General features: G+C 56.0%; 11 protein-coding genes. 9 read left to right on the forward strand and 2 right to left on the reverse strand.

Going from position 1 to position 12,998, the window contains the following annotated elements; translation table 11 throughout:
- Positions 1-195 precede the first annotated feature (195 nt).
- The 8 genes from CPZ00_RS14900 to CPZ00_RS14935 all read left to right on the forward strand — a co-directional run bounded on the left by CPZ00_RS14900 (position 196) and on the right by CPZ00_RS14935 (position 8,241).
- The gene (locus CPZ00_RS14900) at positions 196-873 is read left to right on the forward strand and encodes a hypothetical protein (RefSeq protein WP_233255189.1); all 678 of its coding nucleotides are present in this window, start codon (positions 196-198) and stop codon (positions 871-873) included.
- Positions 874-1,439: 566 nt separating this feature from the next.
- Positions 1,440-2,804: a Cdc6/Cdc18 family protein gene (locus CPZ00_RS14905; RefSeq protein WP_096391795.1), complete on the forward strand. Its 1,365-nt coding sequence runs from the start codon at positions 1,440-1,442 to the stop codon at positions 2,802-2,804.
- Positions 2,805-2,863: 59 nt separating this feature from the next.
- A complete protein-coding gene (locus tag CPZ00_RS14910; protein ID WP_233255190.1) occupies positions 2,864-3,112 on the forward strand; it encodes a transposase in 249 nt (82 codons plus the stop codon).
- A 68-nt stretch (positions 3,113-3,180) separates the two neighbouring features.
- Positions 3,181-3,576, forward strand: a complete 396-nt coding sequence (locus tag CPZ00_RS14915; protein WP_096391796.1) for a hypothetical protein — start codon at positions 3,181-3,183, stop codon at positions 3,574-3,576.
- Positions 3,576-4,136: a hypothetical protein gene (locus CPZ00_RS14920; RefSeq protein ID WP_096391839.1), complete on the forward strand. Its 561-nt coding sequence runs from the start codon at positions 3,576-3,578 to the stop codon at positions 4,134-4,136. Before CPZ00_RS14915 ends, CPZ00_RS14920 begins: the two co-directional genes overlap by 1 nt.
- 85 nt (positions 4,137-4,221) lie before the next feature.
- Positions 4,222-4,953, forward strand: coding sequence for a helix-turn-helix domain-containing protein (locus CPZ00_RS14925; RefSeq protein WP_096391797.1), 732 nt, complete (start codon positions 4,222-4,224; stop codon positions 4,951-4,953).
- 40 nt (positions 4,954-4,993) lie between these two features.
- Positions 4,994-5,818: an alpha/beta fold hydrolase gene (locus CPZ00_RS14930; RefSeq protein ID WP_096391798.1), complete on the forward strand. Its 825-nt coding sequence runs from the start codon at positions 4,994-4,996 to the stop codon at positions 5,816-5,818.
- 260 nt (positions 5,819-6,078) lie between these two features.
- Complete coding sequence (locus tag CPZ00_RS14935) at positions 6,079-8,241, forward strand: type B DNA-directed DNA polymerase (RefSeq protein WP_096391799.1); 2,163 nt, start codon at positions 6,079-6,081, stop codon at positions 8,239-8,241.
- A gap of 1,016 nt (positions 8,242-9,257) precedes the next feature.
- Here the strand turns inward: CPZ00_RS14935 and CPZ00_RS14940 are convergent.
- Positions 9,258-10,082, reverse strand: a complete 825-nt coding sequence (locus CPZ00_RS14940) for a transposase (protein ID WP_096391800.1) — start codon at positions 10,080-10,082, stop codon at positions 9,258-9,260.
- Positions 10,083-10,589: 507 nt separating this feature from the next.
- On the opposite strand from CPZ00_RS14940, the gene CPZ00_RS14945 reads away from it, so the two are divergent.
- Positions 10,590-12,089, forward strand: a complete 1,500-nt coding sequence (locus tag CPZ00_RS14945; protein ID WP_096391801.1) for a Cdc6/Cdc18 family protein — start codon at positions 10,590-10,592, stop codon at positions 12,087-12,089.
- Between the two features lie 401 nt (positions 12,090-12,490).
- Here CPZ00_RS14945 and CPZ00_RS14950 read toward each other — a convergent pair whose 3' ends face one another.
- Positions 12,491-12,814 carry a hypothetical protein gene (locus CPZ00_RS14950; RefSeq protein ID WP_096391802.1) on the reverse strand — a complete coding sequence of 108 codons (324 nt, stop codon included), beginning with the start codon at positions 12,812-12,814 and terminating at the stop codon, positions 12,491-12,493.
- Between the last annotated feature and the right edge of the window lie 184 nt (positions 12,815-12,998).

A 12,998-nucleotide genomic window follows, 5' to 3' on the forward strand; every position in this document is an offset into this window, starting at 1 on the left:
TGTTATCACTGTATTGCCCCCCGGCCGTTGACTGGTTCATTCTGCTTGACTAAGCTGAAACTATGTGTGACATACGCAGTTTCGTTCTATTTGATAGTTCGGCTAAATAAGGATGAAAACAACATCTTGTAACGTGCGCTATGACACCTCGGTAGATCCACTGTATCGGCCGATTTTCGGAAGGACGAGACAGGTGTGGCGACTGTTCCACGACATCCTGAATTCCCGCTATCTTCGTTGTCTTCGATACGATCTGGCACAAGCTGTTTACTAACCGCGGGGAAGAAACGATTACCTATGGATCAGACTCCCGACGCATTCGCTGCTGCGCTGTCCTCGAGTGATACCGACCGCGTGAATCGAGCCATCGACACCGTCGAGGATCTGTCGGTCGAGAAGCGAGCGGCCCTGTTCAATGACTGTCTTGAGCGGTGTCGCGAGTGCTACGAGAGTAACGATGGCTATCAACGCCAATCCGCTGTACGCTTTATCGCCTCGTTGTATCCACGGCTCGCGTTTCGTACGGTCGGAGCTGAGTCTCCCGACGAGGCATTGCCGGACGGCTGGACGCTCGATGAGGCCGCAATTCATCGCCAACAACTTTGCGAGTTCTATCTGACGGCTCTCGTCGACGACGACGGACGAGTACGACGGACCGCAGCCAAGGCCCTCAAACAACTGGCAGTAGCCGCAGAGCTGATCGGCGCCGACGACGAACTCCAAACGATACTGACCGAGTTGGAAACGATGGCCGAGGATATCAACGACGAGGAGGTGAAGAAACACGTCGATCAGGCGTACGGGAACGTCGCGTTCCACGCGGAGAAACCAGGATCGTTGCTTCCCGAAGGGCTCCGCGGCTCGATCGAGTAGCGGTCTCCAGATTGAGGACGGGATGTCCCAGCTTCCCACCGTATCCGGATTTCCAGTTCGTCGCTACCGTGAGTGAGCGTTACTGGCCGAGGTCGCCTGGTGATACGTGTACATCATTGTTACCAATCAGAATTCTGTTTCCCCCACCCCCGGGGTTGTCCGCAATTCCACGCTAGTAGTGTGTTGGAACCCAAACGGGAGTAGATCTCTTATATTTAAACGCATTTAGAAATATCTGTTAATCGCCTTAATACTGCTTCTACCTACTACTTACTACTATATATAGAAAAATTTATATTATATATTACCGAAAGATCACCGAATTATGCTGGAGTGGCGAGTTTAGTGAAATTCGCGACGACGACATCTGCTTTCCCCACCCCCTCTATTTTCTCAGATAATTGCGGACGCCCCCGGGCCCCCAGGTGGAAATATTCCCGGTGAACCCCGAACGAGGGGTGGATCATCCACCACGATCTATTCCGGACATAACGGGGGGATACTCGGACGAATAGGACATTACGGACACGGGGGTTTATGTGGATAGCGTACACGGGGTATGGATAATGGACTCGTCCCCGTACTCGACGACTTCAGAAATCTTTGCGGTCGGCGGTGAGGGCTACCTCAAAGAGGGACATACTCCAACGACACTCCCGGAGCGACAGGACGAGATTCTGAAACTCCGTCGATCGTTGAAGCCTGCAGCTCGTGGTGCCGGCGCCGAGAATACGTTCCTGTCAGGCAAAGCGGGGCAAGGGAAGACAGCGACAGCGAAAGCAGAACTCGCAGAGTTAGAGGCGTTTGCCGACAACCAAGATCTCGATCTGACAACTGTATTCTTCTCCTGTGAAGGTATCTCCTCAAGCTATACGCTTGCGTGTGGGCTCTGTGAGGAACTCGGTGGTGAGAATCCCAACGGTCACTCGATGCAGAAGGTACTCGAGCACCTCTGGGACGCGATGAACGAGATCGGTGGAACCATCATCATTGTCCTCGACGAGATCGACAATCTCGGCACGGACGACAAGATCCTCTACTCTCTCCCCCGAGCACGGGATAAGGACTACGTCAACGACGACGTCTACCCGTCGATCATCGGAATTAGTAACGATCTCCAGTGGCGCGATAATCTGGACCCTGCCGCGAAGGACAGTCTCTACGACGACTCGATCTTCTTTGCACCGTATGATGCGAATGAACTCCGCGACATTCTCTCTCGGCGTGCGAGCAAGGCGTTTCGGGACACATCATTAGTATACGAGACACCTGCCGGCGAAGAGATCGAGATCGGTGTCAACCTCGACGACGGTGACGGATCGCTGGTCGAAAGCTTCGAGACAATTGACGCCGATCGGACCGAGTGTACGCTCTTGCGTATTGACTCTGACGTGTTGTCGGGCGATGTGATCCCACTCTGTGCCGCGTACGCCGCACAGGACAAAGGGAGCGCTCGCCAGGCGATCAAATATCTCCGGAAGGCTGCTGCGATCGCTGAATCCGAGGGCGAGACACACGTCGAGGAAACGCACGTCCGAACCGCCAAGGGCGAAGCCGAGCGAGAGCTCGTTATCGAGGGGATGGAACAGCTCACGACACAGGGACACCTTGCGCTGGCAGCGGTGACGATTCTCGAACTTGGAGGCCACACCGGGATCCGGACTCGAGACGTCTACGAGGTCTACAAGTCGATTTCAGATCACATCAACGCCGATCAACTGGCTCAGCGACGGATGCGAGATCACCTCATCGAACTCGATATGCTGAGCATCATCCGCGCACGCAAATCCGCATCCGGGTCCGTCGGTGGCAAGGCGTACACGTTCGAACTCCGTGTCGAGCCGGCGACGGCCATCGACGTCCTCGAAGCCGTCTCCCGATTTGACTCACTTAACTTCGATGGGCTATCAAAAAACTGGCTGAACAAGTAGCGGACGTTGAGGTAGCGACATCCGGATTGTCGGGGGTCTCCCCCCGGGGGTGTCCGCAATTGCTGAACAAGGAGTGCAACGACTGTGGATACGAACTCGACGGTGACTACAACGCGGCGAAGAACATCGGAAAGCGACTGCTAACTGTACCGGAGGGCAAACGCCCCTCCGGGTTGGGCGACGGTCAACTCGCCCTCAAGTCCGGGACGGTGAACGGGAACGGGGAGTACACCCCCGACGACCCATTCGAGTCGACAGACCGGGAATCCACGGGCAAGCCCCACCCTCAAAGCGCCGAAAGCGCTTAGGGTGGGGTAGTTGACCTCATCGCGTAGACAGCAGGAAAACTAAATATGTGTATATCCTACACATAGATATGGCCGAAGAGAAAACCCGGGTCGATTTCAACGCCCCGAAGTCCCTCGTCGAGCGGGCCGACAGCGTCGTCGAGATCCTCGATATCTCTCGAACTCGCCTGCTCATCGATGCTCTTGAGGACGAACTCGAAGACCTCGCTAACGATGAGGAGTTCCGGCGACGGCTGAGCGACGCCTATTATGGCGGTCGCGTTGACTATGACACGGTCGAGGCAATCCTTGGTCGCGAGGAGGCAATGCGAATGAAACTCCTCCGGGCATCGATCGACCGGACACCCGCTGTGCCCCAGCTCGAGGACGATCTCCCGAGTGACGATACCTACTACGACGGCGAGATATCCGAATGGGCGGACTCGGATTCGTCTCAATCCGACGATGAGTCCCACGCCCGATGATGGCGGAGAAAGCCGTTGTCGTCGTTGACACCAACGTCCTGTTGAACCTCGCTACCCCCGTCGTCGACGGCCGTTCGAAAGCTCCCTCCGGTTCGGATCCACTCAAGGCACTGCTCACCACGTACGAGGTCCACGTCCCCACCAGCCTGCTTGGGGAACTCACCGACACAACTGGGAGCGACGATCTACTGTCCGCAGCTGCCGACCTCGTGCTGCAGGCAGCAGATCAGCTGGCGACACACGAAATCGACGCCCAGACCGATGAACCTCTCGACTATGGGCTCGATCGCGGGGAATCCGAATGTATCTGGCTGGCGAACGAGTTAGCAGCGGACCTCTTCATCACAGACGAATTCAATACAACCAACTACCTGTTTGTCAATCTCGCACTCGACGATCGGAATATCCTGTTCACGACACCGCACATCCTCTGTACGCTCGCAACCTATGAGATTCTTCCTCGAGAATACGTTTCGGCTGCACTGACGTACTACGTCGAAACGAAGAACTGGGATGTCCAGTACGTCGCCCAGCTTCGACAGGACCAGCTCCAAGATTAACATCCTCCCCGCGTTTGAAGCGCACGCCTACGGGTGCACAACCCGACTCCGGTAGGGATTTGACAGCCGAGATGGAGGTCCCTGTATGGCACTCCGTGCCGAGTACGAGATCGGCTGCGACGTCCTCCCGCTCGTGAACGTAGCCGAGGCGGTCCCCGACGCGGGGATCGACCTGGCGATCAACCCGGGAATGAACGAGCGACCGCGCTTCACTGCCCGTGTCACCGGGACCGATGAGACTGTCGTGGCGGTCGAGGCCGAGTTCGAACGGACGCCGTTCGTCGATGAGTACACGCTCGTTGAACACACGGATGACGCGAGCCGGTACACGATCCTGCCGGGTACGAGCCTCGAAGAGCAACTCGGCGACCACCTCGACGACCTGGCGGACCTGCGAGCGCTGTACGAAGTGCCGATCCACGTCGAACGTATCCACGCCACACCGGCAGGGTGGATCCAACGCGCGCGTTTCGCGGACCGCGCCGCGTTCGACGATCTTCGCGAGTTCTGGCAGCGCAACGTTTCGTTTCGACTTCACCGGCTCACCCACATCGGCGGCGACGCCGACGAACGCTTCGGTGACGATTCGGGCAACGATCTCACCGACGCCCAGCTGGCCGCCGTCCGGACCGCCTACGAACTCGGCTACTTCGAGATCCCGCGCCGTGCGTCGCTGAAAGACGTAGCCAATGAACTCGACATTTCGGCCTCCTCCTGCTCGGAGCGACTCCGCCGAGCTCAGACCCACCTCTTCGAGATCCACGTCGAGGGGACCAACCGGCAACGGCAATCCCTACTTAAAACGCCGCACGACTGAGAGTCAGAGATAGCCGCATCACCCGACTACAGGAACACCTATGCCGACGACACCGACCACATCGGCTGCGGACGGTATCGAAATCGCGTACGAATGCCACGGTGACGGCCAGCCACTGATCTGTCTCCACGGTGGGATGGCTCCCCGACAGTACTGGCAGCCCGTGCTGCCACTTCTCGACGACTTCGCCGCCGTCGTCCCCCAGCGCCCTGGATTCGGCACCTGTCTCGACGACCCCGACGAGACCGGGCCAGACGAAGTACTGGAACGGGAGGTCACGTACGTCCGTGCGCTCGTGGACGAGCTCGACGGCACACCGGTCCTGCTGGGCCACTCCTTTGGCGCGCTCACCGCCATCGAGACGGCCCGAACTCTCACCGCCGACGGCGAATCCGACGTTATCGAGGCCGTCGTCGCCTACGAACCGGCGATCCTACCGGAGGCGTTCGCCGAGCACGCCGACCTAGCCGACCGTATGCAGGACCGTCTCGACAACGGCGATCGTGAAGGCGCACTGAAACTGTACGTCGAGCAGGTCGTACTCGGAGGTGGGGTTGACGACCTGGATGCCTGGCTTACCGAGTGGCCCGTTTGGCCAGACTGTGTCGATCTCGTTGAGGAAGTGATTCGGATGAACCACGCCGTTGAGCGCTACGAACTACCCGAGACGCTCGACGTTGCCGTGCCCGTGCTTGTGCTCACGGGTACCGAAGGTCCCGAGTTCCTCCGCGAGAGCGCTCGCGACGTGGATGAAGCACTCTCGGACAGTCGGCTGGTTGATTTCGACGGCGTCAGCCACGCCGGCCCGAGCGAGGCGCCCGACCAAACCGTCAAAGAACTTCGATCATTCCTTCGAGGGGTGTAACTCCGAGACGGGTTATAATAGGCAGATATGCGACGAGTTCGAATCGTAGTCCTAACCAACAAATAGTGCTAATACCCGAAGTTGTTGGTTAGGTGTTGCCAGTGATCCCGGAAATCATCCCGGAAGAGAAAGAGGACGCACAAACGACACAAAATAGAGTGTTAGAGAGGCTTTGACGCCATTCCGTTGAGGTTCGGAAACGACACGCATCGGCTTATTAGACACGCAATCGTCCAGTTTGGTAGAGGCGTGAGTCACAGATGCCGTTCACTATTGACTTCTTCGACGACGGGCACGTCCTCGAGTGGGAAGCTACCGCCGACGGCGCCGTCGCGACCGAGCGCGATGACTACTCCCCACGCTTCTACGTGGCCCCTCGTGACCCTGACGCCGACCTCGATCTCACGAGACTCCAGTCGGTGTACGACCAGCACCCGGACGTCGTTGCGACCGGGACGGTTGCACGACGACCCGGTTTCCGACGTGACGAGGAGGCCGTCCTCGCCGTCGACGTCGATCACATCAACCGCGTCACGCCACTCGCCCGGCAGGCACGTCAGCTAAACGCGTATCCAGTCGGGGACCTGGCGTGCTTCAACGTCGATTTCTCGCGAGAGTTTCGCTACTGTCTCGAGGAAGACGTCGATCCGACGCCAACAAGCGAGCTGTCGACGCTCCGACTCAGCGTCCCCGTGGTCGAAACGAGCAACGACACCTATGCCGAGCTGTCAGTCGCCGGCGACACCGTCACCGGCTCGCCCACGGATATCCTGACGGCAGTCCAGGCAGCACTCGATGATCAGAATCCGGATATCCTGGTCTGCTCGACAAGCGGGATCATCCCGACCCTGTACGAGATGGCCGCGGCCGCCGGCATCGACGAGTTCACGCTGAGTCGGTGGCCGGACGTCGACTACCAGCAGCTCGCGAGCCGGTCGACGTACTCGAGCTACGGCCGCGTCGGCCACTCGCCAGCACGGTACAACGTCCCCGGGCGGGCGATCATCGACGAGTCGAACACGTTCTTTTACGGGGAGACGAACCTCGACGGCGTCCTCGACCTCGTGTCGCGCTCGAAAAAGCCAGTCCAGGAGCTCGCCTGGGCGTCGATCGGGAACGTCCTCACCGCCATCCAGATCTGCGAGGCCCACGACCGCGGCGTGCTCGTGCCGTGGAACTCCTGGCGCCACGAGTTTTACAAGCCGATGGGGACGCTCCACGACGCCGACCGCGGCGGCTTCATCTTCGCGCCCGAGGTCGGCCTGCACGAGAACGTCCACGAACTCGATTTTTCGAGCCTGTATCCGAACATCATCTGTACCCGGAACATCTCACCGGACGTCATCCGGTGTGATTGCCATCGCGACCGTGACGACGTCCACAGTCTCGGATACTCGATCTGCGACGACCGCGGATACCTCGTCGACGTACTGCAACCGATCATCGACGCTCGCGACGAGATCAAGGCGGCCATTCGTCGTGAGAAGGAACGGGACGACCCCGACGAGGACCGACTGGCGGAACTCGAGGGGCGGTCGGGAGCGCTGAAGTGGATACTTGTCGCCTGTTTCGGATATCAAGGGTTCAGCAACGCGAAGTTCGGCCGAATCGAATGTCACGAGGCGATCAACGCGTTCGCTCGCGAGATTTTGTTGACGGCAAAGCAACGACTAGAAGCCGGTGGGTGGCGGGTTGTTCACGGCATCGTCGACTCCATCTGGGTGACCCCGGACCCCGACGTCGACGATAACCGCGAGGACCTCGAGACGCTCGCGACGGAGATCACCGAACGCGTCGAGATTCGGCTCGAACACGAAGCCCGCTATGACTGGGTGGCGTTCGTTCCGCAGCGCGAGAGTGATGCCGGCGCGTTGACGAAGTACTTCGGGAAAGTCGCTGGTGCCGACGAGTTCAAAGTAAGAGGTATCGAAGCGCGGCAGCGCTCGACGCCACCGTTTATCGAGAAGTTCCAGCGGGAGTGCCTCGAGCGATTTGATGCGACCCGGTCACCGAAAGCAGTCCTCAATTCGCTCCGAGACGCAATCGACCGTCTGCACGCCGGCGAGGTCCCGATCGAGGATCTCGTCGAACGAAATCGTGTCTCCAAGCCGCTGGAAGGGTACACGCAGAACACCCAGAACGTGGCGGCGCTGAAGCGGGCTCGCGACCAGGATCTCGCTATGCATCCCGGACAGGATATCGAATACGTGGTCGTCGATGACGAGAAGACCTCGCGAGAACGGGTCGTGTTGGCCCACGAAGGGGTTGAGTCGTATGATGCGTCATACTACGAGACGCAACTCGTTCGGGCGATCGAGAGTCTTCTGTCGCCGTTGGGCTGGAATCGCTCGAAAATCCGTCGAGAGCTCGCAGAGACACGGGTGCCGGAGTTAACGGCGTTCGCGAACACGGAGAATGATTAACCAACACGAGGATCGTTTAGAGTGGATCTGTTGGTTAACCACAGTACCTAATTACGAGGTAGAGCTCGTTCTAGCTGACGAAAGCGCACTTTCTCCCCCTTTGAGTGGGAAGTCATTCAACGCGAGACGGTATACGTGGGACGGTACCATAGATTATAGAGATCTCAAGAAGTATCTACTTGTATCTCCCCGAGAATCACCGATTTATGTCGATCTTCGGTGGGTATCCTTGCAAAGATTTCTACTATAGATGTGACGAACCCTCTCCCCCCTTTTTCGAGTTGTAAACTCGTGATGAAGGGGAGGGGGTAAACCCTAGAAAACATAGAACAACGGGTGATTATGGCAGATTCACGTAATAGACGGACCTGAGCGTCTTATTCTACAACCTGTATCTATAAATGCGAAACTTTATGTTATATGTTTACTTACCACAACCGTAATAGAGCATAAGAAACAGATTATCCAGCTAAACTAGATAATTAACATCTCAGAGGATCCACGTCCTTCAGATCTAGTCTACGATTTCTTCTCCGTGTATTACGCCGGTTTAGCAGCTCTCTATAGGGTTTTGGTAATTGGTCTCTCTCTTCTCAGTGTCTTAGGTGGTCCATCTCCCGTGACTTACAACTCGAAAAAGGGGGGTGGGGGTAGCTATTCGAGAACTTCTTTAGCAAACACCGCCAATGCTTACTACTCGAAAACGGGGTGTGTGAGACGAACCGTTTTCTCCACACCATCATTCGAAAATTCCGAACTATGTGGCTCTGCTGAAACCCTTCGAGACAGACGACACTGGCGTACCGTACGCGTGTCTTTTAGAAAACCCGTCAACGTCTTCAACAAACTACTTGGATAAATCGGCATAGAGTCGAGTCGCTCCACACTCCGGACAGAGGAACGCATAGAGCGGGGTTTGATGCCCAACACCGAGACGAACAAGTACACCACTGTCTCTCTCAGTTTCAACATAAAGGTCTCCGATGCTCTATTGAAAATGCGGTAAGGAAGCGGGATCATAGTGTTTTGGCGAGCTTCTTGAGGTTGTTGAGCGCGAACGAGAGAATGATCTCACGGAACTGCCGGTACCAGAACTGCGAACGCAGGGCGGAGTCTTGCGTTCGCTTGACTGTTGAGTAGCTTGTTTCTGACATCCATCGCTGTGTGTAACCTTTTGCTCGGATGAGCGCGTTGTTGGCAACTGCTTTCGGAGTTGATCCACGGTAGTGAACGAGGTACTCAACGTCTAATGCGGCGATCTCGTATTCGGAGTACCAATCTTGGAACCCATTGTCGGCGGCAACGGCCCGCAGGTCGTCCGCGTTCCGGCGGACGACCCGCGGGCCAGCCTTGGTGTCGTGCTCACGCCCGATACAGCAGTGAACGTCCAATACTGCCAGCGACTCTGTATCGGTCAATGTCGTCGCTTTCACCGTCTTGATCGTCTGGCCTCGCCGCTGGCAATAGTACTGTGAGGCGTGGGATCGCTCGAAGAACGTGCTGTCGAGTGCGACGTGGCCAGATTGCGGGTGTTGCTGCGCAGAAACGCGCAGCAACGCCCGCCAGATGTACATCTCGTATCGGTCAAACGAGTGGTAGAACGTGGTTGGATCGGGTGGAGCATCCGAGCTGATCCCAAGTCGGTCACACACGTCCGGCATGAGGCTGAGCCGATCTACAAGTTCGGCGTAGCTGTGGCCCTCTTCCTTCCGAATACAGTGTGCGGCGATGTGAGCCTCGCGGGCAAGCCCGCCCGAGTCGGGCTTGCCCGCTCGATTCTCCAACGCTTGTTTAGCTACACGTAGTGCTGTCTCAACGAGGTCGAGTAAAACGACGCCCATAATCGCCTTCTCGACCTCATTTCCTCAAACCGTTACGGAAGGATCCCGTCGCTGTCTTCCATTTTCAATAGAGCAGTCTCCGACACCTTCTGCTGTTACGTTTGTCTTCTCCATTTGGACATCACAGTCCGGACAATTGCGTTCACTCATTGTTTCACGCTCGTTGTTGTCAGTGAACCAGCGCACCATTTCATACGCGGAAGCTCGATACAGATCCATCTTGTACTTACAACTTGAAAATAGAGAGGGAAAGAGTCGCACTTGGTGCGTTACCGTTCCTCAACGTCTTACAACTCGAAAATGGGGAGCCCGAGTTCAGCCAGAATTGCGGCGATGAAGATCCTCGAGGATCCGTTACAACTCGATAACGGAGGGAGATAGATTCCGAAGACGGTATTTAGATTATTTCGAGAATACGGGCCTATCGTCCTTAGATAGCCATTTTTCGCCCGGTTACAACTCCACAAGGGTCCATATTTTTATACCCGGAGTTCGAGGGGATTCATAATGGGACGAGAGGGACGTGGAGCGGGATCGAATCATCCAGAAGATGATGGAGATCGTCAATCCTCCGTTGCTGATACTGAAAATTCTGAGTCAACAGGTGAGGATGTAGATTCGCCCGATACGTCACAAACGACGTTCGAGAACGACTCGGATCCCGCCGATTCGTCGCACGAAGTAGCTAACGGCGACGGTGGCGGCATTTCAATTCGTGATCGGCTACAAACAGAGTCGTCCGGTGGCGTCTTCGTGAACAAAGACCTCGTCCGGTCAGATACCATCATTGATGAGGATCGTATCGTCGGTCGTGACGACCAGCTGGGTCGTGTCGTCGACAATCTGAAACCAGTCCTCCAGAATGAAGGCATCCCTGATATGCTCCTGAGTGGGCCGTCTGGAACCGGGAAATCGCTCATCATTCATGCAGTCTGCAAACAGATTGTCGAGCTGTGTGAATCTCAAGACAAGACATTCGGAGTTATCTCAATCAACTGCGAGGGGCCAAAGACTGCAGATCGGGCTGTTTATCGGTTAGTTAAAGCTGCTGCGGACGATCTTGGTGTCGAACCCGGTGTTCCTCAAACTGGTGTCTCAACGGACCAGAAACTTGAGCGACTGTACGAGCTGATGCGTGAGTACTACGGCGGTGTCATCTTCATTCTTGATGAAATTGATATGCTTGAGGGTCCCTATCAGGAGGCAGAGTACAACTCCCTCATCTACCAGCTTTCACGGGCGCGAAAACTCGCCGATTTTGATGGCCCGATCTCACTCACGGCCATCACGAATTATGCCGATTTTATGAGGGATCTCAACAGCCGCGCACAGAGCTCCTATAATCCTGATGATATTTTCTTCGACGATTACGATGCGACGCAGCTCCGTAGTATCCTCAAAAATAGACGAGATGCCTTCGAGCCAGAATCACTTGCAGATGACGTCATTCCGCTTGTTGCCGCGTTCGGGTCCCAAACGCACGGAGATGCGCGAAAAGCGATTGATCTCCTCAGATGGGCTGGCGAATTAGCCGAGCGTCGTGGGGCTGACAGGGTTACCGAGACCGACGTCCGTGAAGCCCAAGAAAAATACACCGAAAATCGCAAACTCCGCCATATCAGCGGGACTTCGACTCAAAAGAAACTGTCCATCTACGCCGTGGCGGCGACTGCCAGCTGCGCAAGGGAACATCCTGAGTGGATCCCTGCTGGTCCTGCGTTCAAAGCGTACCAATTCATTGCTGATACGATGGACACGGAACAGTACAGTCGCGAGACGTTTGTAAATCACGTCACTGAGCAGAGTACGTACGGCGTGTTGGACTTCGAACGTCGAGGCAAAGGTCGAGGCAGAGGAGTGCATATGTATTTCTCCCTCTCCGAAGATCCGGAAACAATTATGGAGACGATTCGTGAGGATTCGCGATTCGAAGATCTAGCTCACGAAGAGGCGACTATCAGCGCGGTTGTTCGTGAACGGCTGAAGCAGTTCCGGAGCAAGAACTGATCTCAAAGCTTCCTCCCCATACTTACTACTCGAAAACGGGGAGTGTTCACGTTCTGGACGATGTGTTACAACTCGAAAACGGGGGGTGCTATCCGGTGAGGTTGCTTGTTACAACTCGAAAACGGGGGGTGTGTCCCCCGATTTTCTTATGATTCGTGCCATCGTGGAGAAACGACAGTAACTTGGGATGTGGTCGTCTTGGTTGCAATTCTTCCTCATCTGCTGACCGCTGGATACGATGGAAACGTGGGGTAGGTGAGGTCTGCCCGACATAATCTTACTTGCCGATACACCCCGTCATCGAAGTGTAAATACGCTCAAACGGATTGCATTAGCGGCTGATACCCAGATTCCTATTGAAACTGCGCCGGTCAGATCTGTCGCAATACTCGGTGAACCTGCTATTCGTCCGGGTTGACCGGGCTCTTATACTTAGAGCGGATTTTTTCGCCATCTCGCCACTGCCAGTAGTAATAGCGATTGCCGTCGATCTCTTTGATCGTAATCGTCGCTTTGGTAGGAACGTCGTCCGGAAGGTCATCTGGTCGCTCCTCGACTTCTTCCTGATCTGCCGACTTCTCGAGACGGGCCTCACGTTCCTTGTGCTCAGCTAGCGCTTCGGCGTATGTAGCAATGTCTCGAAGCTGCTCCGGAGTCGACTCGTTGAGCGTGTTGACGATCTCCGTCGGGAGTTTCGCCGGTGGGGTCGGGGGGTCGTAGGACATCGGCTGCTCTCGTGTTAACCAACACAACCTGCTAATCCATAGATTTGTTGGTTAAGTCGGTAATGTCGGTTGGCACTCGCTACCTGTAACATTACCCGCAACTTCTTTATAAATAAATCCACGACACGTAGATATACACCCTCAGTAATTATACATTACGAGCTACTAAATCGCCACGAACCCA

Origin of the sequence: Halopenitus persicus (genome assembly GCF_002355635.1) — an archaeon.
GTDB lineage: Archaea > Halobacteriota > Halobacteria > Halobacteriales > Haloferacaceae > Halopenitus > Halopenitus persicus_A.

What these genes read in the sequence shown, in the direction of transcription:
- CPZ00_RS14935 (WP_096391799.1), top strand. Translation starts at nt 6,079, where the DNA reads ATGCCGTTCACTATTGACTTCTTCGACGACGGGCACGTCCTCGAGTGG.
- CPZ00_RS14915 (WP_096391796.1), top strand. Translation starts at nt 3,181, where the DNA reads ATGGCCGAAGAGAAAACCCGGGTCGATTTCAACGCCCCGAAGTCCCTC.
- CPZ00_RS14940 (WP_096391800.1), bottom strand. Translation starts at nt 10,082, where the DNA reads ATGGGCGTCGTTTTACTCGACCTCGTTGAGACAGCACTACGTGTAGCT.
- CPZ00_RS14925 (WP_096391797.1), top strand. Translation starts at nt 4,222, where the DNA reads ATGGCACTCCGTGCCGAGTACGAGATCGGCTGCGACGTCCTCCCGCTC.
- CPZ00_RS14930 (WP_096391798.1), top strand. Translation starts at nt 4,994, where the DNA reads ATGCCGACGACACCGACCACATCGGCTGCGGACGGTATCGAAATCGCG.
- CPZ00_RS14905 (WP_096391795.1), top strand. Translation starts at nt 1,440, where the DNA reads ATGGACTCGTCCCCGTACTCGACGACTTCAGAAATCTTTGCGGTCGGC.
- CPZ00_RS14945 (WP_096391801.1), top strand. Translation starts at nt 10,590, where the DNA reads ATGGGACGAGAGGGACGTGGAGCGGGATCGAATCATCCAGAAGATGAT.
- CPZ00_RS14920 (WP_096391839.1), top strand. Translation starts at nt 3,576, where the DNA reads ATGGCGGAGAAAGCCGTTGTCGTCGTTGACACCAACGTCCTGTTGAAC.
- CPZ00_RS14950 (WP_096391802.1), bottom strand. Translation starts at nt 12,814, where the DNA reads ATGTCCTACGACCCCCCGACCCCACCGGCGAAACTCCCGACGGAGATC.